Annotated in this window: 22 protein-coding genes, 1 tRNA gene and 1 pseudogene; 12 read left to right on the top strand and 12 right to left on the bottom strand. The window is 49.9% G+C overall.

The genetic code is table 11. The annotated features are described in order from the left end of the window. The first annotated feature begins 50 nt into the window (after positions 1-50). The 7 genes from OI69_RS12810 to OI69_RS12775 all read left to right on the top strand — a co-directional run bounded on the left by OI69_RS12810 (position 51) and on the right by OI69_RS12775 (position 7479). Positions 51-398 (top strand): GPW/gp25 family protein, encoded by a 348-nt coding sequence (locus OI69_RS12810; RefSeq protein ID WP_039351019.1) that lies wholly within the window; start codon positions 51-53, stop codon positions 396-398. Next, positions 389-1492, top strand: a complete 1104-nt coding sequence (locus tag OI69_RS12805) for a baseplate assembly protein (RefSeq protein WP_039351017.1) — start codon at positions 389-391, stop codon at positions 1490-1492. Before OI69_RS12810 ends, OI69_RS12805 begins: the two co-directional genes overlap by 10 nt. Then, entirely contained in the window at positions 1485-2066 is a 582-nt protein-coding gene (locus tag OI69_RS12800; RefSeq protein ID WP_039351014.1) for a phage tail protein I, read from the top strand. Before OI69_RS12805 ends, OI69_RS12800 begins: the two co-directional genes overlap by 8 nt. 2 nt (positions 2067-2068) lie before the next feature. After that, on the top strand, positions 2069-3736 hold the full coding sequence (locus OI69_RS20115) for a phage tail protein (protein ID WP_052198371.1): 1668 nt from the start codon (positions 2069-2071) through the stop codon (positions 3734-3736). Continuing rightward, positions 3736-4350, top strand: coding sequence for a tail fiber assembly protein (locus tag OI69_RS12785; protein WP_039351011.1), 615 nt, complete (start codon positions 3736-3738; stop codon positions 4348-4350). The genes OI69_RS20115 and OI69_RS12785 overlap by 1 nt, the downstream gene beginning before the upstream one ends. Positions 4351-4570: 220 nt before the next feature. Next, on the top strand, positions 4571-5539 hold the full coding sequence (gene ybiB / locus OI69_RS12780; RefSeq protein ID WP_039351007.1) for a DNA-binding protein YbiB: 969 nt from the start codon (positions 4571-4573) through the stop codon (positions 5537-5539). A gap of 71 nt (positions 5540-5610) precedes the next feature. Further along, a complete protein-coding gene (locus tag OI69_RS12775) occupies positions 5611-7479 on the top strand; it encodes a M3 family metallopeptidase (RefSeq protein ID WP_039351004.1) in 1869 nt (622 codons plus the stop codon). A 34-nt stretch (positions 7480-7513) separates the two neighbouring features. On the opposite strand, the gene glnQ is transcribed toward OI69_RS12775, so the two are convergent. From glnQ to dps, 4 genes are all read right to left on the bottom strand, one after another. Next, the gene (gene glnQ, locus OI69_RS12770) at positions 7514-8236 is read right to left on the bottom strand and encodes a glutamine ABC transporter ATP-binding protein GlnQ (RefSeq protein WP_039351001.1); all 723 of its coding nucleotides are present in this window, start codon (positions 8234-8236) and stop codon (positions 7514-7516) included. Continuing rightward, positions 8233-8892, bottom strand: coding sequence for a glutamine ABC transporter permease GlnP (gene glnP, locus OI69_RS12765; RefSeq protein WP_015839847.1), 660 nt, complete (start codon positions 8890-8892; stop codon positions 8233-8235). Before glnP ends, glnQ begins: the two co-directional genes overlap by 4 nt. 26 nt (positions 8893-8918) lie before the next feature. Further along, positions 8919-9665, bottom strand: a complete 747-nt coding sequence (gene glnH / locus OI69_RS12760) for a glutamine ABC transporter substrate-binding protein GlnH (RefSeq protein ID WP_010294862.1) — start codon at positions 9663-9665, stop codon at positions 8919-8921. Between the two features lie 374 nt (positions 9666-10039). Continuing rightward, positions 10040-10543 (bottom strand): DNA starvation/stationary phase protection protein Dps, encoded by a 504-nt coding sequence (dps, locus tag OI69_RS12755; protein ID WP_039350998.1) that lies wholly within the window; start codon positions 10541-10543, stop codon positions 10040-10042. 450 nt (positions 10544-10993) lie between these two features. On the opposite strand from dps, the gene OI69_RS12750 reads away from it, so the two are divergent. Beyond that, on the top strand, positions 10994-11545 hold the full coding sequence (locus tag OI69_RS12750) for an AAA family ATPase (protein ID WP_039350995.1): 552 nt from the start codon (positions 10994-10996) through the stop codon (positions 11543-11545). Here OI69_RS12750 and rhtA read toward each other — a convergent pair. Then, a complete protein-coding gene (gene rhtA, locus OI69_RS12745) occupies positions 11533-12417 on the bottom strand; it encodes a threonine/homoserine exporter RhtA (protein ID WP_039351230.1) in 885 nt (294 codons plus the stop codon). The two genes, OI69_RS12750 and rhtA, sit on opposite strands and share 13 nt — an antisense overlap. A 376-nt stretch (positions 12418-12793) precedes the next feature. Here rhtA and ompX point away from each other — a divergent pair, with 376 nt between their 5' ends. Continuing rightward, complete coding sequence (ompX, locus tag OI69_RS12740) at positions 12794-13309, top strand: outer membrane protein OmpX (RefSeq protein WP_039350992.1); 516 nt, start codon at positions 12794-12796, stop codon at positions 13307-13309. A gap of 279 nt (positions 13310-13588) precedes the next feature. Then, the gene (locus tag OI69_RS12735; protein WP_039350989.1) at positions 13589-14758 is read left to right on the top strand and encodes an MFS transporter; all 1170 of its coding nucleotides are present in this window, start codon (positions 13589-13591) and stop codon (positions 14756-14758) included. A gap of 38 nt (positions 14759-14796) precedes the next feature. Here the strand turns inward: OI69_RS12735 and OI69_RS12730 are convergent, their stop codons facing one another. Further along, positions 14797-16200: an EmmdR/YeeO family multidrug/toxin efflux MATE transporter gene (locus OI69_RS12730; RefSeq protein ID WP_039350987.1), complete on the bottom strand. Its 1404-nt coding sequence runs from the start codon at positions 16198-16200 to the stop codon at positions 14797-14799. Between the two features lie 417 nt (positions 16201-16617). Between OI69_RS12730 and OI69_RS12725 the strand changes: the two genes are divergently transcribed. Then, complete coding sequence (locus OI69_RS12725; RefSeq protein ID WP_039351228.1) at positions 16618-16947, top strand: DHCW motif cupin fold protein; 330 nt, start codon at positions 16618-16620, stop codon at positions 16945-16947. A 54-nt stretch (positions 16948-17001) separates the two neighbouring features. Here the strand turns inward: OI69_RS12725 and OI69_RS12720 are convergent, their stop codons facing one another. The 6 genes and pseudogenes from OI69_RS12720 to OI69_RS12695 form a co-directional block, all read right to left on the bottom strand. Further along, positions 17002-17289, bottom strand: coding sequence for a type II toxin-antitoxin system RelE/ParE family toxin (locus tag OI69_RS12720; RefSeq protein ID WP_039350984.1), 288 nt, complete (start codon positions 17287-17289; stop codon positions 17002-17004). After that, positions 17279-17524, bottom strand: coding sequence for a type II toxin-antitoxin system RelB family antitoxin (gene relB / locus OI69_RS12715; RefSeq protein ID WP_039350981.1), 246 nt, complete (start codon positions 17522-17524; stop codon positions 17279-17281). The genes OI69_RS12720 and relB overlap by 11 nt, the downstream gene beginning before the upstream one ends. 308 nt (positions 17525-17832) lie before the next feature. After that, positions 17833-18400 (bottom strand): annotated as a pseudogene (locus OI69_RS19695) (phage integrase central domain-containing protein). 187 nt (positions 18401-18587) lie between these two features. Continuing rightward, positions 18588-18664, bottom strand: a tRNA-Pro gene (locus OI69_RS12705). A gap of 78 nt (positions 18665-18742) precedes the next feature. Beyond that, positions 18743-20491: an LPS biosynthesis-modulating metalloenzyme YejM gene (gene yejM, locus OI69_RS12700; protein WP_039350978.1), complete on the bottom strand. Its 1749-nt coding sequence runs from the start codon at positions 20489-20491 to the stop codon at positions 18743-18745. A gap of 14 nt (positions 20492-20505) precedes the next feature. Next, the gene (locus OI69_RS12695; RefSeq protein ID WP_011094285.1) at positions 20506-20736 is read right to left on the bottom strand and encodes a YejL family protein; all 231 of its coding nucleotides are present in this window, start codon (positions 20734-20736) and stop codon (positions 20506-20508) included. 182 nt (positions 20737-20918) lie between these two features. On the opposite strand from OI69_RS12695, the gene yejK reads away from it, so the two are divergent. Further along, positions 20919-21929 (top strand): nucleoid-associated protein YejK, encoded by a 1011-nt coding sequence (gene yejK, locus OI69_RS12690; protein WP_039350975.1) that lies wholly within the window; start codon positions 20919-20921, stop codon positions 21927-21929. The last annotated feature ends 25 nt before the right edge of the window (positions 21930-21954 follow it).

Genomic DNA, 21954 nt, shown 5'->3' with positions numbered 1-21954 from the left:
TAAACCGCTTTAATATTCCTTCCTCTCACCGGGGGCGACAATAGCCCCCTATGAAAACTCAATCTGTTTTTTGGCAACCGGCGCTGCAACGTTCTGGCGATATCGTCGAAGGAACGGCAGATATCATGCAGGCGATTCACATCATCCTGCGGACTCCCTGCGGCAGCGACCCACATCGGCCTGACTTTGGTAGCAATCTGCATCTGTATCTCGATTATCCGATCGATCGTGCAATTCCGCATGTCGTCAGGGAATCGGTAGAAGCGATCAAACGATGGGAACCTCGCTGCCAGCTACTGGCAGTTAAACCTTCTGTGAATGGGGATCACCTGACGCTGCTCGTTAGCTGGAAAACCGCTAACGGCGCGACACAGACCACGGAGTTGTTATGGCGCTGACAGAACCGAGCTTTATTGAACGCGATGCGGCGAAAATTACCGCTGAAATGATCGCGAAATATGAGGCTGACTCAGGGAAAACACTCTATCCGGCGCAGGCTGAACGTCTGCTGATTAACCTCTTTGCCTACCGGGAAACCTTAGTGCGTAGTGCGGTTCAGGAAGCCGCCAAGCAGAACCTGGTCGCGTTTGCTCGTGCACCGATGTTGGATTATCTGGCGGAACTGGTCGGCGTCTACCGTTTAGCGGCGCAACCCGCACGAGCAGAGCTTCGCTTTACCCTTGAAACGCCGCTAGTCAACGATCTGCTGATTCCTGCTGGCACGCGAGTAAGTGCCTCAGATAGCGTGATTTTTGCGACAGACAGTGATGCGCTACTGAGAACGAATGCCAGCGGTGTCACGGTGCTGGCGACCTGCACCGAAAGTGGTGATGTTGGTAATGATTGGCTACCCGCTCAGATCAGTACGCTGCTGGATGAAGTTGGCGACAGTGATTTACACGTTGTCAATCTTGCCAAAAGCAGCGGTGGTTCTGCTGAAGAGGATGATGAGCGCCTGCGTGAACGTATTCAACTGGCACCTGAATCATTCAGCACGGCAGGATCGAAACTGGCGTATCGCTTCCATGCGATGCGGGCACACCAAAACATTGTTGATGTCGCGGTGATGTCGCCCGAACCGGGCGAAGTGGTGCTTTATCCATTACTGAGCACTGGCCTACCCGACGGCAGCATGCTCTCGCTGGTGGAAAGCTTTTGCTCCGACGAGCAAGTGCGTCCACTGACGGATTTTGTCTCCGCCAAGTCCCCCACGCGGGTGGATTACGCCATTAACGCCAAATTGACGCTGTTTAACGGCGAGCAGGCTGGCGTCGTTCAGGCTGCGGCGGAGAAAGCGGTGCAGGCCTGGGTGGAAACCCGAACCGCCACGCTGGGTCGCGACATCGTGCCGAGTCAGATTATTGCCACGCTCTCCATCCCTGGGGTGTATCAGGTGGAACTCGTTTCGCCGCCATTGATGGTGCTTGATGACAGCGAATGGGCGAACTGCACGGGCATCAATGTCAGCGTCGTCGGGGTGTCGAATGGCTGATTCACTACGGCTGTTGCCACCCCCGCTGGCCGCCGACGCCCGCTTTCGTTCGCTGGCGGAATTGGCCGACCGCTTTGATGACATCGATCTCAATGCCTTGCTGGTCTATCTGGTCGATATCGCCGATGACAGCGTGCTGCCTTGGCTGGCCGAACAGTTCTCATTGTTTGGTGACGGCTGGGAACTGGCGGAGTCGGATGACTCCAAACGTGCGCTGATCAAGGCCGCTATCGATCTGCATCGCAGTAAAGGTACGCCCTGGAGCATTAAAGAGATCATCCGCCGCTTCGGCTTCGGCGAAAGCACGCTGATCGAGAATATTGGTCGGCTGAGCTATGACGGCGAAACCACCTACAACAACCTGTATGTACACGGTGACAAAGCCGCGTGGGCGGTTTATCGCGTGCTGCTAAAACAACCAATTACCAACGATCAGGCCAGAATGCTGCGTAATGCCATTGGGATGTTTGCCCCGGCACGGTGTCATCTGGCCAGCATCGAATATTGGGAAGTGCCTATCCGCTACAACCGGACGGCGATATACGACAGTAACTACAATCATGGGAGCGCTTGAACATGGCGAATTTGTCAGAGAACCCGCAATGGGTTGACGGCATTTATCAAATCGAAACGTCGGATCCGGTCGTGGGTGGACCGGACGGCGTTTCAAACCGACAGGCTAAAGAACTGGCCAGTCGTACCCGCTATCTGAAAAAAGAGCAGGAAAAAACAGGTAGCGATCTGGCGACACACGCCGCTGCCGCCGACCCGCATACGCAATATGCGCCGAAGGCTAACCCGACTTTCACCGGCACGCCGAAAGCGCCAACCCCTGCGACGGATAGTAATAGTCAGCAGGTGGCGACGACGGCATTTGTGAAATCGATTGCGGCAGCGTTAGTGAATGGCGCACCAGCGGCATTGGATACGTTGCAGGAATTGGCAAAAGCGGTTGGTAATGATCCGAATTTTTCGGCTACGGTGCTGAATGAATTAGCCCAGAAACTGTCATTGGCAGGCGGGACGCTGACAGGCGAGTTATTGTTATCAGCGGCGAATGCACTGCGTCTTATCTATGGTGATTACGGCGTCATCATGCGTAATGATAACAGCCGTTTTTATCTTCTTCTGACGAACAAAGGGGATAAAACGGGGAATTATAATACGTTGCGCCCCTTCGATATTAATCTGGCAACAGGGGATGTGACGATTGGTCATGAGCTGAATGTTGTCGGATTACTCAAAGAAAAAGGCCAGCGTGTTTATAGCCCCAATAATAAGCCAACTGCTGTTGATGTGGGGGCTTATACCAAAGCGGAAACTGATAGTGCGTTGGCGAATGGATTGAGTAAGGTTGTTTCAAAAGATACCGTACAGATCATCGGTGGTGTAAAAACATTTACTAACTATCCGGTAGCCAGTGGCTTTAATGTCAAGACGACAGAAGCTACGCCGAGAGATGTAGCTTACTTTCGTGGTTTACCTGCTTCTCCAACTAAAGCTGAGTTATTCGCTAACAGTGATTCTCTGTTTATGCGTTCACCTATCGATGCTTATATTACTGTGAACTGTGGATATAGTGGCACTGCATGGTATAAAACTGACGTGAAAAATGCGTCCTGGGTGCTGTCTGTAACACAAAATGGTGTGACTGTTTCTTCGTCACCGGCCGGGAATTCAGCTCCGATTGTTAGCACTAACCCCATATTAATTCATAACGTCAACGCTGTAGTAGATATAAACGGATATTATAAAACGCTAGGTACTAAAGAAATAGCACCAGTGACAGTTGATGATATTTCTGGTATTCCTTTCCCGTTTCCTGGCGCTACCGCACCACTCGGTTGGCTGAAATGTAATGGACAAGTATTTGATAAGGCTAAATACCCTGTGTTGGGGAGCCGTTACCCCACTGGAAAATTACCCGATCTGCGCGGTGAATTTATTCGTGGTTGGGATGACGTGCGTGGAGTTGATTCTGGGCGTGCGCTGCTGTCTGGACAAGGACATGCTATTCAGAGTCACGCTCATGAGTATCGGGATCGCTATTACATTGAGAATGATGGTATTAACGTCGAATATTCAGAGATTGCACCGCAGAATTACAACAAGAACGTAGGGTCACAGGGAACAGATTTAGACAATAGAATGTGGCTTTATTACGACAGTACCACATCCGCCGTAGGCGGCAATGAAACCCGCCCCCGCAATATTGCATTTAACTACATCGTGAGAGCCGCATAATGAGCAACTATTCAACACAAATTAAAGCCGCAGAATTAAATGAAAACGGATTAGCAATTAACACAGGATGGATTACTGTCTATCATGTTCATCCTGAAACGCGCGAATATCAGAGTGCCAGTTACGAATATTTAATGACAGGCATCGGTATTCCTGCTGACAGCTATTCTGATGAGCCAGAAATACCATCATCAGGCCTGGCATTACGCCGTTCTATTGATGGTTTGAAATGGGAACACGTACCGGATTATCGCGGTCAGACTGTTTACAATACGGAAAATCGTCATCCACAAACAGTTACCTATCTTGGCGAACTCGCGAATGATGTCACACTGATTAAACCGACAACAGATTTCGATGTCTGGGATGGCAAGGCGTGGGCACTTGATAGCGATGCCCAACAACAAGCATTGATTCAGAACGCGAAATCAGAATTAGCGACGCGCCTAGGCGTAGCAAATACTCAAATCAATACATTGTCTGATGCTGTTTCCTTGGGTATCGCAACTGAAGCAGAAAGTGCACAACTGGCTGCATGGCAAACCTACCGTGTACTGCTGAGCCGTATTGACATCAATGCCGTACCTGATATTAATTGGCCAGATGTGCCGTGAGTCATTGATATCGCCTAACCTCTGACGTTGTATACTCTACACTGCGCCGCATTTATTTGCGGCGCAGTTGTTTTTTTGGCTTTAGCCAGTTCAAGGCGCGTTAGCGTCTTGAACATACAACCACCCGCTATGCGGGTGGTTATGATTTACCAGAACCCCGCCAAACATGTTATTTTCATTGATAAGTTCTTTACTGTGTCGCCGCAAATGAGAGGCCAACATGAATTACACCAAAATTATCAAAGAAGTCGGGCGTGGGAAAAATCACGCCCGTGATATCGATCAGGCAACGGCTTATGAGTTGTATAGCGCGATGCTACGTGGGGACGTGCCGGATCTGGAACTTGGTGGGTTGTTGATTGCGTTTCGCATTAAAGGCGAATCCGAGTCTGAGATGTTGGGGTTTTATCAGGCGATGGACGAGCAGGTGTTACGCCTGAACCCGCCTGCGGGTTTTCCCATGCCGATTGTGGTGCCTAGCTACAACGGGGCGCGAAAGCAGGCGAACCTGACGCCACTTTTGGCGCTGCTGCTGGCAAAGCTGGGCTTTCCTGTCGTGGTGCATGGTGTCAGTGAAGACCCGACGCGTGTCACTAGCGCGGAGATTATGCGTAATCTCGGCGTGACGATCGCAGAAAACGCCGAACAGGCTCAGAAGGAGCTTGATAACGGTAGCCCGGTATTTATTCCTGTCTCTGTGCTGTGCCCGGCTATCGATCGCCAGTTACAGTTACGCTGGCGTATGGGGGTGCGTAACAGTAGCCATACGTTAGCCAAAGTGGCGACGCCGTTTGGTGAAAGCGACGCGCTGCGTGTCGCCAGCGTTTCCCACCCTGAGTATGTTTCCCGCGTGGGGACATTTTTTAACGATATCAGCGGGCGTGCACTTCTGATGCACGGCACGGAAGGGGAAGTTTATGCCAACCCACAGCGCTGCCCGGAAATCCATTATATTCACCAGCAAAATACCAAAGTGCTGCAACTTCGGCAGGATATCAGCATCGCACCTGACGCCTTGCCTATTGCGAAGGATGCCGTAACCACTGCACGCTGGACGGTACAGTGTTTGGCGGGAGAAATTGCCATACCACAGGCGATTCGTTTGCAATTAGCATGTTGTCTGGTGGCCACTGGTGAAGCGGCGACAATGGAACAGGCTGTCGCAACGATTAAGAAACGTCTTGGTTGATTGGGCGGAGACGGTTTATCGCGTCGCTTCACACAGCCAGATGGCAGTCATTGGAAGAGAGAAGGAAGAGCATGCAACAGGTAGCGAACTATTTTAATGCATTGAATCGTGACTATCTTGCGGTTCATCAGGCGAAAGAAGAACTGTTTTGGCAACGGTATATGGGAACGGGAAACGATGACGTGTCTGAACGTTTCTCCGCCGCAGAGAGTGCGTATAAGCGCTTTATTGCGCAACCACAGCGTCTGGCTGAGTTGAGATCCCATATTGCAACACTGGAAAGCAGCCAGCCTAATGAGCAACAGCAGGCTCTATTACAGGGTTTGCAAGGCTGGTATCGGTTTTTCGATTGTAACGTGATTGAAGATCCGCAAGCTCAGGTGTTGATGGATGAGATTATTGCGGCCGAAAGTACGTTATATGCCAAGCGTAAAACCTATGAAATGACGCATCTGGACGCTAACGGGGAACGCGTTTCCGCTTCGCTTGGGGAACTGCTGACCAATCAGACGACCAATGACACCGAGGCCTATCGTCAAAGTTCCCAGCAGGCGCTGCGCGATCTCGAGCAGTGGCTGTTGCAGAACGGTTTCCCTGAGTTGATTTCACTGCGTAACCGCTTTGCTCGTCAGATGGGCTACCGGAATTATTTTGACTATAAGGTCAACAAGACGGAACGGATGACGCCGGAGCAGCTCTTTGCCATCCTGGATCCTTTCGAAGAACAGACCCGTGAAGCGAATGCCCGCAGCCTAAAAAATCTGGCGGATGAGAAGGGCGAGGAGGCGCTGCAACCGTGGAATATTCGCTATGCCAGCGCGGGCGATGTGACACGTCAGCTCGATCCCTATTTCCCTTTCTCGGCATCGCTGGAACGGTGGATTAACAGCTTTAAACGCCTGCACATTGGGTTTAACGGTGCAGAAATGCAGCTCGATTTGTTGGTGCGCAAAGGTAAGTACGAGAACGGTTTTATGCACGGCCCGGTGCCGCCGTTTGTGCAGGAAGGAAAATGGCTGCCAGCACGGATTAATTTCACTAGTCTGGCAAAGCCGGATCAAATTGGCAGCGGTTCCAGCGGTATCAATACGCTGTTTCATGAAGGTGGACACGCCGCGCATTTCGCTAATATCCGGCAGAACGCCCCCTGTTTTTCACAGGAGTTTCCGCCAACCTCAATGGCGTATGCGGAAACGCAGTCCATGTTCTGCGACAGCTTGTTGGGTGACGCCGACTGGTTAAAACGCTATGCAAAGAATGCGCAGGGCGAGACGATTCCTGATGAATTGATCCGTGCGGATATCAGCACGCAGCAGCCGATGCGGGCGTTTAACGAACGGCACATCTTGCTGGTGCCGTATTTTGAGTGGCAACTTTATTCGTGGGGCGACGACGCGCGTACGCCGGAAGCGATGACAAAATTGGCTCGTGACACCGAGCAGCGGATTTTGGGCATCAGCGGTAGCCCGCGCCCGACGTTGGCGATCCCACACCTGCTGTCGATGGAGTCGGCGTGCTCTTATCAGGGATACCTGTTGGCATTGATGGCGGTGGAGCAGACGCGGGGCTACTTCCTGCAACGTGACGGTTATCTGACGGATAATCCGTCCATCGGTCCCGATCTGGCACGACACTATTGGCAGCCGGGTAATAGCATAAGTCATGATGATACGCTACGTAGCCTGACCGGTGAGGGTTTTAACCCCGCTTATCTGGCGCAGGCCTGTAATCTGACCGTTGAAGAAGCCTGGCAACGGGCAGAAAACACGATGGCGCAGGCTGCTTGTCGTCCTCAACCGTCTGCGGATTTCGATCTGTCTGCCCGTATTCGGGTGGTCGATGGTCGTCGCGTACTAGCGGATAATGAACAAGGCGATGAGAAGATGTGTCAGGATTTTGCCGCGTTTATTGAGCGGGAATATCCACGTTCGCAGGCGTAACCAACGATAAAGGGGGCGAAAGCCCCCATATTGATCAAGAGACGTGTTGCAGGAATTCGCGCAGGCGGTCGCTGGGCGGATTCGTAATCAGCGTTTCTGGGTCGCCATCTTCTGCGATGCGGCCTTTATCAATAAAGATCAGGCGTGAAGCGACTTTATGGGCAAAGCCCACTTCGTGGGTGACGATCACCATCGTCATGCCCTCCTCGGCCAGGTCTTTCATCACGGTCAGTACCTCATGACGTAGCTCTGGGTCGAGTGCCGATGTTGGCTCATCAAACAGCATCAGCTTTGGTTTAACCGCAAGCGCACGGGCGATAGCGACACGCTGCTGTTGGCCACCGGAAAGCTCGGAAGGATAGTGATGGGCGCGTTCTGACAAACCCACTTTCGCCAGCAATTCCAGCGCCAGTTTCTCGGCATCCGCTTTGTTCGCGCCGCGTACCCGAATAGGGCCGAACGCGACGTTTTCCAGCGCGGTAAGATGCGGGAACAGATAAAACTGCTGGAATACCATCCCCGCTTCCTGACGGATTAAACGTTCGTCAACGCGCGGATCGTTCACTTTGAGGCCGTCGACAATCAACTCGCCGCTGGTAATTTCTTCCAGCTTATTAATGCAGCGCAGCAGCGTGGATTTACCCGATCCCGAAGGCCCGATAATGACCACCACTTCACCCTGGCCGATGGTGAGATCGATATTGTGTAAGACCTGTGTCTTGCCAAAGTGTTTAGATACGTTTTTAAATTCAATCATATAATCTTAAGTCTTCTTTCCAGACGACGCAGAATAAAGCTGAGGATCAGCGTGATGCACAGATAAATAATGGCAACCGCAGTCCAGATTTCCAGCGCACGGAAGTTGCCCGCGATGATTTCCTGTCCTGAGCGAGTCAGTTCAGCTACGCCAATGACAATAAACAGTGAGGTATCTTTGATGCTGATAATCCACTGGTTACCCAGCGGTGGCAGCATGCGGCGCAGGGCGAGTGGGGCGATCACATGGCGTAACGTCGCGCGACGAGACAGCCCAAGCGCGAGGCCCGCTTCACGGAAACCGTTATGAATCGACAATACCGAGCCACGGGTAATTTCCGCGATGTAAGCACCAGAGTTAATCATGATGGTCACAACGGCGGCGGCAAAAGGATCAATCCGCACGGATGTGAAGATCATCGGCAGGGCGAAGTAAATAAACATCACCTGTACAACGATCGGGGTGCCGCGAATAATTTCAATAAAAACGAGCGAAATGCGGCTGGAAAACCAGCCGCCGTAAGCACGGGCAAAACCCGCGACCACGCCAATCACCAGGCCGCCAAGCAGACCCAGAACAGAAATCAACAACGTCATTTTTGCCCCTTCCATCAGGAGGGGCAGAGAAGGCCAAATGGCACTCCAGTCAAACTGCATGGAATATCTCCAGATTAAATCGGCAATTACTTAGGTTCTACACCAAACCACTTCTTGTAGATCTCAGCATAAGTGCCATTTTCACGCAGTGTTTTCAGAGCGCCATTCACTTTTTCACGCAACTCGTTGCTGCCTTTCGGGAACGCGATACCGTATTGCTGGGCTTTAATGGAATCACCTACCGCTTTGAACTGGCCATTGCCTGCGGTCTTGATGAAGTAGAGGATATTGGGGGTGTCGTGCAGCACGGCGTCAGCACGGTTAGTACCCAGTTCCATATAGGCGTTGTCGATGTTGGGGAACTGGCGCAGATCTTTGGTTTTAATATTGGCTTTCGCGTAATCAACAGAACCAGTGCCGCTCTTCACCGCAAGCACTTTACCGGCTAAATCCTGCTCGCCTTTGATGTCGTTGTTGTCTGCTTTGACCATCACTAGCAGGCCGCTATTGTAGTAGCCATCAGAGAAATCGATTGCTTTTTTACGCTCTTCGGTAATGGTAATGCCGGCGAGCGCCAGATCGATGTTACGCGTTTGCAGCGCAGGAATAATGCCGCCGAAGTCCATTGGCTTCAGGGTGTACTTCAGGTTGAGCTGTTTAGCGATAGCATCCCAGAGGTCGATGTCAAAACCGACGTACTTGTCACCTTGTTTGAACTCAAAAGGGACGAATGCGGTGTCTGTAGCGACAATCAGTTCTTTCTCAGCCGCATAGCTAGATACGCTCATCATCAGCGTCAGTGCAGCCAAAGAGGCCTTAAGCAGTGATTTCATCAAACCCTTCCTATTAGCAGTTGTGGGAGCTTTTTGTTTTACAGGCGTTTTAAGCATAGTACATGGTATGAAAGTGAAGCCTGAGTCAGTGACCATGCGTTGTACTTAACCTGTTGCTTTTATTTATTGCCGTGCCAGCGGTGAAATTTTCACCTCCGATTCGCTCAGGCAAGGCGCTGCTATGATTAACTGATTTATACGAGGGAAACAACCGTTGATTGGCGTTATGGCCAATTAATGCAGGCAAAAGCTAATTTTTTGAGCATCTTAACGGATAAAATGCGTGGTTTGTGCAGGTTGAATGAGGAAATTGAGGCGCGAGGCTGATCGTAAAGTAAAAAGGCTGCCGGAGCAGCCTTGAACGTGTGATGACATTACTCGATGTTTGCTTCAATGAACCACAAGAACTGATCCAGGTCGCGCGATGCGGCGGTTAGGATGTCTGCTGAAGCCTCATCTTCTGTTTTACCAATGGCTTTACGTACGTTGTTCGCGACAATCGCATAGCGTTCTGCCAGTGCTTTCAGATGATCCTGAACGCGATGAATATTGGTTGGATAGCTTTTCAGCGACGTTTGTTTGCCCACAATTTGCACTGTACCCAGTGCTACGCCGCCTATCTGCACCACGCGTTCGGCGATGGTGTCTTGGTGGTTGGTAATCGAGGTGCGAAAGCCATCCAGCATTTCATGAACAGCAATAAAGTTTGCGCCGCGCATGTTCCAGTGCGCCTGTTTAGTAATCAACGACAGGTCAATGAAATCGATAACGAGTTGGTTTAACAGCGCAACCGTCGAGGACTTTACGCTATCATCCAAATCATTGCGAGTGTAAAGCAGGTCGGATGGTGCTGATTTCACGAGTTTGGCGGTAGACATAATAGTTATCCTCTCTTTAATTATTTATATACACGTTATACTTCAAGCTGCATGTGCGTTGACTACCTTCAGTCACCCGAATCACTGACTTGAATAAGCTCATCGGGATTCTCTCTCGCCGCCTTCATGAAACTCGAATTATTTAGCGTATAACCTGACTGTTCAATGTGATTAATTATAGCAGTGATAAAAATCAATATTGAAAAGAATCACCTATTAAATGAATAGCTATAACATAACGGTATTATGGTTATTTGTGGCCAAGATTTATCTGATATCAGTGAAATCAATGTTTAAATCATCTCTGAAACAAAATCTCATATATTGATAAATATCATCATAAGCGTGGCTGATAATACGTATTATTCTCCTCTTTTTTCGTTCAACAGAATGAACGCATTATTTTCTCTTCAAGTATATCGCGTGCGGCAGTAAGGGGAGTTGTGCAGAATGAGAGTGAATATTATTGGCACCAGTGGGAGTGGCAAATCGATGCTCGCTCGCCGTCTATCTAAAAAGCTGTCTGTTCCGTATATTGAAATGGATGCGTTGTTTTGGCTGAAGGATTGGCAGGGGCGTGAGGATGCCGATTTTTTTCAACAGCTTGAAAAAGCGATGGTGCCTGAAAGTTGGGTGCTGGATGGTAACTATAATCGAACCCGTGAGATCAAATGGCGCAATGTTGATGTCGTGATTTGGGTCGATTACGGTTTTACCCGCACGTTGTATCAGGCTGTTCGGCGCGCCTATCTTCGGGCATGGCGCAAAGAAGAACTCTGGAGTGATAGCGGTAACAAAGAATCTTTCCTCCGCAGTTTCTTGAGCCGGGATTCGATTATCCTCTGGACGATAAAGACCTATTCAAGAAACCGAAAACGATATTTGGCAGATGTAGCGGATCCTCGCTATCGTCATATTCGCTTTATTATTTTGCGTTCTCCTCGGGAATGTGAAATTTTTCTGCAACACTTTCCTGAGGAAATAAATATTCATCCTTCTTGAACTACTGCTGTGGCGGCGGCTGGCTTTATGGTTAATGTTGCACCTATTGACGCGATAATAATAAAGATAAGCGCTATCCACTGTATGAATAACAGGTGTTCGCCAAGGAAGATAATGCCGGATAAAGCGGCAATAGCAGGCTCCATGCTCATCAGGGTACTGAACGTTCTGGCAGGAAGGCGCGTGAGTGCCATCATCTCCAGAGAGTAGGGAAGCGCGGTGGACAAAATCGCGATGGCAATACCGATCGGGAGTATTGAGAGCGAAAAAAGCGTGCTCTCCGCGAAGTATGCACCGATAGGACAAAAGATCAGCGCGGCAATACAGGAGCCGATGGCGACGGTTCCCGGACCATGATTTGCGCCTGCTTTTTGTCCAAACAGAATATAGAACGCCCAGCAGGCACCGGCACCCACAGCGTAAGCTGCGCCCATTAAGTCAACATTACCGATAGTGTGGCCCAGCGGTAATAAGAACCATAGTCCGGTAACGGCCAGAAAAACCCACAGAAAATCAATAAACCTGCGCGAGGCGAGCATCGCAACCGCAAGCGGGCCGGTGAATTCCAGCGCGACAGCAATGCCGAGTGGCACGGTCTGTAGTGACAGATAGAACAAAAAGTTCATCCCGCCCAACGTAATGCCATACACCAACAGCGGTAGACGGTTACTGCTAAAGCGCATACGCCACGGCTTGAAGATGATACACAGAATGATCGTCCCAATTCCCAGACGCAATGTCGTTACGCCAGTGGCTCCAATGAGTGGGAATAGATGTTTGGCCAGCGCGGCTCCACTTTGGATAGAGAGCATCGAGACAATAATGAGCAATACGGGGACGAATGATGACGAGCGGGGGGAGAATAAGGTCATTTTTTTGGCCTTAAAGCAGGTATGATATTCCATCGTTATTATATCCAATTGTAAACAATTTGTCTGGTATGAATTGACTTTTATTGACCTTTATTTACGGATCATTTAATTGGTTTATTTTTGCTCAATACCTGTAGCATAAAAAATAAGCGGTAAATTAAGAATTGTCTGCTTTGCCACCCAGCGATGAATTTATTTTTAATCGAGCTGTCACAATAAAAAAACCAATATAATTATAATGATAGGTCTTCTTTGACAATATTTGTTACATCTAAAGTCTAATTGATAAATATTTATAGCGCGGCAAGTTTCGAACTTCTTTGTTATATTTACTCCGTTAGTTAGTCTTTCATAAAATGAATTTGAGGCTGTAAATATGAAAAAAATCGCGTGTCTTTCCGCTCTGGCTTGTGTATTAGCTGTTGGCGCAGGTTCTGCATTTGCTGGTCAAAGTACTGTAAGTGCAGGCTATGCTCAAGGTGATGCTCAGGGCGTACAGAATAAAGTTAAAGGCTTTAACCTGAAATATCGTTACGAGCAAGATAATAACCCACTGGGCGTTATTAGCTCATTCACCTACCTGGAAAAAACGGGCAGCGCTGACAATTTCTACAACAAAGGCCAATACATGGGCTTTACTGCGGGTCCTGCTTACCGTCTGAATGATTGGGCAAGCCTGTACGGTGTTGTTGGTTTCAGCCATGGTAAAGTAACCAGCAATAACATCAATGGTCAGGATAATGCTAGCAACGACGATTACGGCTTCACCTACGGTGCTGGTGTTCAGTTTAACCCAATTCAGGATGTTGCTCTGGATGTAGGTTACGAACAAAGCCGTATCCGCAATGTTGATATCGGTACTTGGGCAGTTGGTGTAGGTTACCGCTTCTAATCTAACACTATAGGGTTTTTACCCTCGGTATTGGCTGTGTCGAAAAATCCGCTCTTTTTAGAGCGGATTTTTTTTATGGTTGCTTGCCTAAATCAGCGACGAGTTTTGCTAGTTATTTATCCCGTAATTTTCCAATCGAACGAGATCCAGGTTGTGCTTGCCGCCATTGCTCAAATGTATGTTGTACTGGTCGATTACAATATCTTGATGTTAAGATTCTTGATGTGGAGATAATGCTAATCAGGTGGCCGTTACTGGCTTAAGCTATTGAGGTTATAAATGGTAGTGACATCAACGGCACGCACGCGGGCTTTTTTGTTCTTCATCATTATTTTATTGGGATTGAATTTACGCCCTGTTCTGGCGGGTATTGGGCCGTTGCTGAATCAGATTCAGGCCGCTACGGGTCTGGATGACAGCATGGCAGGAATGTTAACCACGCTTCCTGTATTCGCCATGGGGTGGTGTGCGCTATATGGCGGTCAGTTGCAGGTGCGCTTTGGCGAATATCGTGGGATCACGTTGGGTATTGTGATGATTGCCTTAGCGTGTGGTGCCCGCTGGTGGTTGAATAGTGGCATGGCTCTGCTGGTGAGTGCCGCGCTTGCTGGTATCGGGATTGCCTTGATTCAGGCACTGGTGCCGTCGTTTATCAAGCTCCATTTTGGTCGCCATAGTAGTCTCCTGATGGGTTTTTATACCACGGCGATTATGACCGGTGCGGCGTTTGCCGCGTCATCAGTTTCTCCGCTGGCAAATGCGTGGGGGTGGCAAGGTGCGTTGGCATGTTGGGGAATTGTGGCACTTGTTGCTGCGGTGGCCTGGCAATGCATTCCTAAAGCCTATACCGTGAAGCCGGATACGGTGGCCGTTGTAGCAATGCGCCGAAGCACAATGGACTGGCTGTTGATGGTGTTTTTCGGTATTGGGACTGGCGCGTATACCCTGGTGCTGGCATGGCTACCACCGTATTACATGCAACTCGGAGTAGATGCGACGCAAAGTGGCTTGATGCTGGGGGGATTAACGCTGACGGAAGTGATTTCTGGCCTGCTGGTGTCAACATTCATCAACCGCTTTCCCGATCGGCGTAAATTACTGCTTCCTATCCTGTTCGTGATGCTGGTGGGGATGGTTGGGCTGATTGGCGCGCCGCTGACGTTCACGTATCCCATCATTATCATGCTGGGGATTGGGATTGGCGCGCTGTTCCCTCTGTCACTGATTGTGGCGTTGGATCAGGTGACGGAATCACATAAAACGGGTTCATTGATGGGTTTTGTGCAAGGTGGTGGCTACATTCTTGCGAGTTTGATGCCGTTACTCGCTGGGTTGATACGGCAGCACACGGCGGGTCTGGAGCAGGCCTGGATGATGATGACCGCAGGTGTGGTCGTCTTGATTATGATGGCGACCCGTTTTGTTCCGGTGAACCGTCCGGGTCGCTAACTGGCCTGTTTGGTGAGCGAGCGGGTTTCCTCTCGCTCTCATTGGTCCATGGGGGAGCGATAGCGCCATAGCCAGCGCTCACTCATCAGCCGGCGGTAATAGAAGAACCCGCGTACAATCCAGTCAAAGAACATGCCCATCCACACACCGATTACACCAAAGCCGAGCATCACGCCGAGGATGTAGCCGGCGATAACCCGACATCCCCACATCCCAGCCATCGCCACCCACATGGTGTAACTGGCGTCTTTCGCACCTTTTAATCCGGCGGGTAGCACCCAGGCCGCCGCCCAGATCGGCATAAATAGCGCGTTGAGCCACAGGAGATGTTTTGCCACGTCGATCACTTCCGGCTCATTGGTATAGAACGATGCCAAAAAGCTGGCGCTGGGGACCGACAGCGCAGCAAGTACGCACAGGCCAATATTGGACAGCCAGAAGATGTACTTCAACTGCCGGGTTGACTGCATAATCTGGCCTTTCCCCAGTCGTGTGCCAACGATAATTGTGGCAGCCGCGCCGAGTGAATTACCGGGAAGATTGATTAGCGTCGAGATAGAGAAAGCAATAAAGTTTCCGGCAATCACCTCGGTTCCCATGCCAGCCACAAAGCGTTGAGTGATCAGCTTGCCGATATTAAACATGACGGACTCAATACTGGCGGGGATACCAATGCTGAGCACTTCATAAAGTATGGTCAGGGTAAATGGTGCAAAGTAAGACTTGAAGGGAATACGCAATGCACCGTTAAAGCCGTGCATCAACGTCAAAATCACGAATATCGCACCAATATAGCGTGAAATGGTAATCCCGATACCTGCACCAATAAAGCCGAGGCCCTCCCAGGCGAAGGCGCCGTAAATCAGCAGGCTACTGATCCCAATATTAAGGATATTCATCCCAATGTTGATGACCATAGGTAATTTCGTATTCCCTGCGCCACGCAGTGCACCGCAGCCCACTAGCGCGACCGCGACCGCAGGATATCCCCACACTGTCCAACGAAGAAAGGTGAGGGCAAGTGACTTCACTTGCTCATCGGCTTGTCCTGCGATCAGATCGATAATTGCAGACCCTGCGAATTCAACCAACGCAACGAGCAGAAATGATGACAGAACCAGTAAGGACATGGATTGGCGAGCGGCAGAACGTGCCTGCTTCCTATTGCGCTGTCCTAAACTGAAAGCGACAACAACGGCTGTCCCCAACGCGACGGCGGTAAAGAAGGCGATAATAACCATATTGAAGCTATCGGCCAGCCCAACGGCTGCCATCGCTTCTTTCCCCAACCAACTGACCAAAAAAGTGCTGAAAACGCCCATCAGCACGACGCAGAGGCCTTCAATAAAGATCGGGAAGGCGAGCGGTGAGATTTCTCTCCAGAAGAGAACGCGGTTGGAATAACGCTTTTTATACCAGTCTGTATCTTTTAATTTTTTCATGAAACGGTCTTGGAGATATCTCAAGTTTCCCTGTCGGTACAGTCAACAGAGCCATAAAGTGGCTCACAAATAACATTATTTTTTGCACAGTATCGTGATATCCATGTTGTGCGCTCGCGACAGCATAGCTGTTTTTTAAAATAGCGTTCCTATTTACAGAGTATCAGCCGCCCGATCGATGTCCAGTCTGGATTGCGTTCCCTGCATGGAAAAGTGTTGTATGTACAGATTAGTTAAGTCGAAACTTGCTCGACTAGCCTTAACTAAATGAAGGGCGGGACTCATTGATATCCGCCAACCGGAAGTAAATTGTAAACCACCGATCGACTTATGCAGCAGATTCAAAGCGCCACTGGTGCACTTATTCTGAGTAGTGTATTACTGGGTTACCGCGTAAATAAACTTAAGGGCAGTAACATGGACATGAAGAACATTCCGTTTGGTACGACCGATTGGTCACAAATCGAGCCTACCGAGCATCGAGGTGATACAGGGATCGCCTATTGGCGAACACAGCGTTTTGATAATATCCGGGTTCGCATGGTGGAGTATACCCCCGGCTATTTGGCCGATCACTGGTGCTCAAAAGGGCATATCCTGCTATGTCTCGAAGGCGAGCTGCATACAGAGTTAGACGATGGTCGTGTTTTTGTTCTTAAGCCGGGAATGAGCTATCAGGTTGCGGATAACGCGGAAGCTCATCGCTCCTATACCGAGACGGGCGCTAAACTGTTTGTTGTAGATTGATATCAGGGGGGGAACTCCCCTTGTACGTTCGTTAAAATTCAGAAAGGCAGTTGTTCACCATTTCACGGGTAAACGCCTGTGCGTATGAAAGACTCGCAGAATCTGGAGCATATTATCTTTCACGCGGTAGGGGATGATGTAGGGATAGTGCGTTAATACCAGTTCACGCGTTCCCGGAACACGGCCAGGTCTTCCCATTGCTGGCTGTTGCGGTAGTCTTTCCGTTAACCTTTGGACTTCATCTACAAAAAACTTGCTGGCAGCTTGTTGATCATCTTGCGCTATATAGAGGTACTCGGCTTCCAAATTGGCCGCGGCTTTACGCAGCCATTTAATTTCCATGTCTTGCCGTACCTAATTTTTTAAACAGATTGTTCATCTCATCTGATGAGACAAAATCGCCCGCATCGGCTTCTTTAATGGCTTGCTCGATCTCCGCTATCTGCCAGGCTTCCCGCGCAAGATAGTCTTCAATAGCTTGTCCAGCCAGAAAAGAGCGGGTACGTCCCGTAGCTTTAGCCAAGGCATCAAGCTGCGCCGTTTTTTCATCATTTAATCGAACGGATATGACACCCATGCTGCCATCTCACTACATTGTGTGTTTTGTATACATTGTAGTAAGGTGAGAATAGAGAGGCAAGTGGCTACTCAATGGTATTTGGGATGTTGTTCTCTGTGCAGGTATGGATTAGCCGCTGGAGTGGCCTAACCGTAGTATGTTAGGCAGCCTAGAACTGAAAACCTAAAAAGGATGTCACCTTAATGATTGGCAATCATCTACCCCCTATTGTTATGGATTATTGAATTTTACCATAGGAGAGGGTTTCTATGGGTTATCACCGGAACGCACATAATAACGTCATTTTTTCAACTTGGGTGTGATTTTTACTGTGATTTTATCCACTGCTCCCCAACCACCCGTAAACCGCGTACTCCTTCAGATGCTAACGTCTTGCCAGTAGCGGCACTTTCCACAAATTCACCCCACCAGCACATCAATATTTTGCGCTGTTCCAGATAGGTGGAGCGGTTATAGGCGCGGCGCACTTCGTTGGTGTCTACATGGGCTAGGGCGGCTTCGATCACGTCTGGCGGGAATCAGCCCAGAGTTAACCGCATAATCCATCACCTCGTTGATTCGCTGGCTTACCCGTTTGACGGTTTCCAGTTTGCCGCTGGCCTGTATCGGTTCTAATGCGGTGATGAAGTGACGAGCGGTAAGCTGGGTGAGCGGTAAGGTTCCAATGAACGGGAACACGTATTTTTCTAGCGAGCGCCAGATATCTTTAATGGTGTTCTCGGCCAGCGGTTGAGACTTTTTCACTTCGTACCAGTCGGCGGAAACTTTGGCGAACAATAGCAGCCCGCCACCATCATGTAGCGACAATTCTTTGTCTACTGCTTTAGCGGCTTTGACTTCCGTGTTTGTGAGGGGCTTTGCCTGAATTGCTATGATCGTTACCTTTGGGACTACGGTTTTATGGGACTACGTTGATTTAGTCCCAAATGTAGTCCCAAACTTTCCGGCTGTAAACGGGGTATGCCGATAGATAACAGGCAACAAAAAACCCGCAAACTCAGTGAGAATGCGGGTTTCTGTGGGGTTTCCGGTAGTAAACGATACTTACCGAATATGTATTTGGTCGGCACGAGAGGATTTGAACCTCCGACCCCCGACACCCCATGACGGTGCGCTACCAGGCTGCGCTACGTGCCGATGCTATGGGCGTTTATACTACCTTTTCCTGATCTTATTGCAATAGCCAGATAGAACGACTGCTTTAGATTTAGGCAGTTAGTTGGCAATAAAGCGCCTTTCGTTCGTTAATACCTGTAAGAGCAGGGCAAGCTGTGGTTTTTCATCATTCAGTCGATTTCCTTCCATGTCGTAAGCGCGGTAGTTTCCGTTGCTTTCCAACACAATGAGTTGTTCTGGCGTCGTGATGAGCAGCGTGCCGCCATTACCATTAATCAACCATGGGTAACGTCGTTGAGCAGAGAACAGGTCTTCGCCCTGTGAATAATCATCCGTACTGTTCTTAACGTGGAGCAGGCGCTGCATCAGTGTGGTCATGACGTCTTTGTTATCCGTCATTTTCGTAATAGTCTGAGCTGGCGTATTCGGCCAGTGGACAATAAGCGGTGTTTGCCACTGGGTACGGGCGAAACGTACCGGATTGCTGGTATTGGCATTCTGGTTTTGTGCGGTTGTCACGATGACGACTGTATTATCCAGAAGGTTCTTTTCCTGCAAGGTGCGAATGATTTGGCCAATCTGGCGGTCAACGTCCTGAATATTGACACGGTTGCTTGAGTTAACCTCTTTACCCGCTGCATTTTGCGGTGTGTTATTCAGTTCAATGTAAGAGAACCAGGGCGCTGGGTTATTGTCGCGGTTTAGCCATTCCTGCCATTGGGTGAGGATAGCATCACCGCTTTGTTGCTGCGGCTCAGGCAGGGAGAAATCAGAAAGCAGCGCTTGGCGATAGAGCGGGCTATTGAAGCCGTTCGCTGAAAATAGCCCAAACTGATAGCCCTGCTGGGTTAACGCGGCGATCAGGGCAGAAGGTTTACGTGCGCTCAGGATGCCATCCATATAGGTTGTCGAGAGGCCATAAAACAGGTTAAACAAGGCCGCGTCTGGCTGAGAGCCGGAATCGTAATGATCGCTGAAGCGCACGTTTTCTGAGGCGAAGCGTGACAGGTTCGGCATACGGTTTTGTATGGCGTCGGGCGGCGTATCGTCGATCATTACCATCATCAGGTTATAGCCGCTGCCGTTATCGCGGAAGGTGATGTTATTGAGCGGATACTCTACCGTCATGGCGTCAGGATTACCCTGTTGCGTCAGCCGACGTTGATATTCCTGCGCATCCAGCAGGCCATGTTTTTCCAGAAACCGACGAGCCGTCATTGGATAGGACAGCGGCAGATTGGCACGTTGCATGGTAATCGGGCGATAGAAATTCGCATCCGCCCAGATGTACATCAGGTGAGAGGCGAAGAACGCTGAGATGAAAACGCCTGCCAGCGGTTTACCAAGGTGGCGGCGGTTCAGACTGCGTAATTTTTGCCAGCACCACGTACCGAACAGCATTTCAGCCATAAAAATCAATGGGATGCCGATAAACATCCACTGCCAGTCACGGGCAATTTCACCCTGTCCCGGGTTGACGACAAGTTCCCAAACGGTGCTGTTAAGGTGAAGGTGGAAGCGCGTAAAAACTTCAACGTCAACCAACAGTATCGTCAGCCCGGCTGTTGCCAGCGCCGCAGACAGGAACCGTAGCAGGCGTTGCGACATCACGATGAACGTAAGCGGAAAGATGACCAGCAGATAAGCGGCAAAGACGATAAAACTAAAATGGCCCAGCCAACTAACCAGTGCGTAAATGCGACCGAACAGGGAAGGGGGCCAATCGGCAACAAACAGATAGCGGCTACCCAGCCCCAGAGTGAGCAAAATATTGAATAGGGCGAACCAGTGTCCCCAACTGATCATCTGGGAGACTTTTTCGCGGTAGCACTGACGGTTGGTTACCATACGTTGGTCAAAATTTAGTGAGCTTTATCGGCTTTTTTAATTGAAGCCTGTAAGGCTTCAGCGAAAGAACGCGCCAGAATCTGACGTTGCGCAGGCGCGATGCTGGTGTTAATCAGGTTCGTCACCATGTTACCGAGCACCATCAAAGCAAGATCGGTCGGAGCGTGGTGCTTTTCCAGAACATTGACCATCTCAGAAAGCAGTTGTTCAACGTGTTCGTCACTATAACGGGATGATTGTGGCATAAAATGGTGTATCTCAAGCTGGTAAAGTCGCTTATCTTACCGTATAGACGTATGCTTTTCCGCACTTTTATCATTAACGTACTTTGATCACTCAATAGTGTAGAAGCTCGGCGCGCTTTTATGTATTGCGGGGCGTTCGTATCAGTGTTTGAATACGCGCCTTGCCAAAAGGAGAGTTTATCATGAGTCTGGATATCGCCCAGATTGCCCTGCATCAGCTAATTAAACGTGACGAACAAACGCTGGAAATGGTGTTGCGTGATTCTCTGCTGTCGACCAATGCGGCAGTCGAAGAGATGATGGCTGAACTGCATCGCGTCTACAGTGCCAAAAGTAAGGCCTATGGGCTGTTTAATGAGCAAAGCGAGCTGGCGGATGCGCTGCGGGCTTGTCGCAAAGGGGACGAGGACTTTCTGAGCTTCTCACGCGCTGCGACCGGGCGTCTGCGTGATGAGTTGGCGAAGTATCCGTTTGCCGAAGGCGGTATCGTGTTGTTCTGCCAGTATCGCTATCTGGCGGTCGAATATTTGCTGATATCGGTACTCAATAGCTGCAATAGCATGCGGGTTAATGAACAGTTGGATATCAGCACCACGCACTATCTGGACATCAACCATGCCGATATTGTTGCTCGTATTGATCTGACGGAATGGGAAACCAATCCCGAATCTACACGCTACCTGACGTTCCTGAAAGGGCGCGTCGGGCGCAAAGTGTCTGACTTTTTCATGGATTTTCTGGCTGCCTCGGAAGGGCTGGATACCAAAGCACAAAATCGGGGCTTGCTGAAAGCGGTCGATGAGTATTGTGATGACGCGCAGTTGGATAAAAACGAGCGTCAGAATTATCGCCAGCAGGTGTATAGCTACTGTAATGAACAGTTGCAGTCTGGTGAGGAGATCGAACTGGCGTCGCTGTCGCAGGAACTGCCACCGCTGGGTGAGAAAACCTTTCAGCAGTTTTCCACGGAGCAGGGTTATGAACTGGAAGAGAGCTTCCCCGCCGATCGCGGGACACTGCGCCAGTTGACCAAATTTGCGGGCAGTGGCGGTGGCATCAGCCTGAATTTTGATGCCCTCTTGCTCGGCGAACGTATTTTCTGGGATCCGGCGACGGATACGCTGACGATTAAAGGCACACCACCGAACCTGCGCGATCAGTTACAGCGTCGGACGAGCAGCGGTAAGCAGTAAACATCGCTCCAGAAAACGACGTTGC

The organism is Pectobacterium fontis (assembly GCF_000803215.1).
Classification (GTDB): domain Bacteria; phylum Pseudomonadota; class Gammaproteobacteria; order Enterobacterales; family Enterobacteriaceae; genus Pectobacterium; species Pectobacterium fontis.
The sequence above is the reverse complement of the archived record's forward strand: the minus strand, read 5'-3'. Positions and strand labels throughout refer to the sequence as shown.

Coding starts and splice junctions, on each gene's coding strand:
- yejM (WP_039350978.1), bottom strand. CDS start 20,491: ATGGTAACCAACCGTCAGTGCTACCGCGAAAAAGTCTCCCAGATGATC.
- OI69_RS12750 (WP_039350995.1), top strand. CDS start 10,994: ATGAGAGTGAATATTATTGGCACCAGTGGGAGTGGCAAATCGATGCTC.
- ompX (WP_039350992.1), top strand. CDS start 12,794: ATGAAAAAAATCGCGTGTCTTTCCGCTCTGGCTTGTGTATTAGCTGTT.
- glnP (WP_015839847.1), bottom strand. CDS start 8,892: ATGCAGTTTGACTGGAGTGCCATTTGGCCTTCTCTGCCCCTCCTGATG.
- OI69_RS12810 (WP_039351019.1), top strand. CDS start 51: ATGAAAACTCAATCTGTTTTTTGGCAACCGGCGCTGCAACGTTCTGGC.
- yejK (WP_039350975.1), top strand. CDS start 20,919: ATGAGTCTGGATATCGCCCAGATTGCCCTGCATCAGCTAATTAAACGT.
- dps (WP_039350998.1), bottom strand. CDS start 10,543: ATGTCTACCGCCAAACTCGTGAAATCAGCACCATCCGACCTGCTTTAC.
- rhtA (WP_039351230.1), bottom strand. CDS start 12,417: ATGACCTTATTCTCCCCCCGCTCGTCATCATTCGTCCCCGTATTGCTC.
- OI69_RS12730 (WP_039350987.1), bottom strand. CDS start 16,200: ATGAAAAAATTAAAAGATACAGACTGGTATAAAAAGCGTTATTCCAAC.
- glnQ (WP_039351001.1), bottom strand. CDS start 8,236: ATGATTGAATTTAAAAACGTATCTAAACACTTTGGCAAGACACAGGTC.
- ybiB (WP_039351007.1), top strand. CDS start 4,571: ATGAATTACACCAAAATTATCAAAGAAGTCGGGCGTGGGAAAAATCAC.
- OI69_RS12695 (WP_011094285.1), bottom strand. CDS start 20,736: ATGCCACAATCATCCCGTTATAGTGACGAACACGTTGAACAACTGCTT.
- OI69_RS12720 (WP_039350984.1), bottom strand. CDS start 17,289: ATGGAAATTAAATGGCTGCGTAAAGCCGCGGCCAATTTGGAAGCCGAG.
- OI69_RS12725 (WP_039351228.1), top strand. CDS start 16,618: ATGGACATGAAGAACATTCCGTTTGGTACGACCGATTGGTCACAAATC.
- OI69_RS12775 (WP_039351004.1), top strand. CDS start 5,611: ATGCAACAGGTAGCGAACTATTTTAATGCATTGAATCGTGACTATCTT.
- OI69_RS20115 (WP_052198371.1), top strand. CDS start 2,069: ATGGCGAATTTGTCAGAGAACCCGCAATGGGTTGACGGCATTTATCAA.
- OI69_RS12735 (WP_039350989.1), top strand. CDS start 13,589: ATGGTAGTGACATCAACGGCACGCACGCGGGCTTTTTTGTTCTTCATC.
- relB (WP_039350981.1), bottom strand. CDS start 17,524: ATGGGTGTCATATCCGTTCGATTAAATGATGAAAAAACGGCGCAGCTT.
- OI69_RS12800 (WP_039351014.1), top strand. CDS start 1,485: ATGGCTGATTCACTACGGCTGTTGCCACCCCCGCTGGCCGCCGACGCC.
- glnH (WP_010294862.1), bottom strand. CDS start 9,665: ATGAAATCACTGCTTAAGGCCTCTTTGGCTGCACTGACGCTGATGATG.
- OI69_RS12805 (WP_039351017.1), top strand. CDS start 389: ATGGCGCTGACAGAACCGAGCTTTATTGAACGCGATGCGGCGAAAATT.
- OI69_RS12785 (WP_039351011.1), top strand. CDS start 3,736: ATGAGCAACTATTCAACACAAATTAAAGCCGCAGAATTAAATGAAAAC.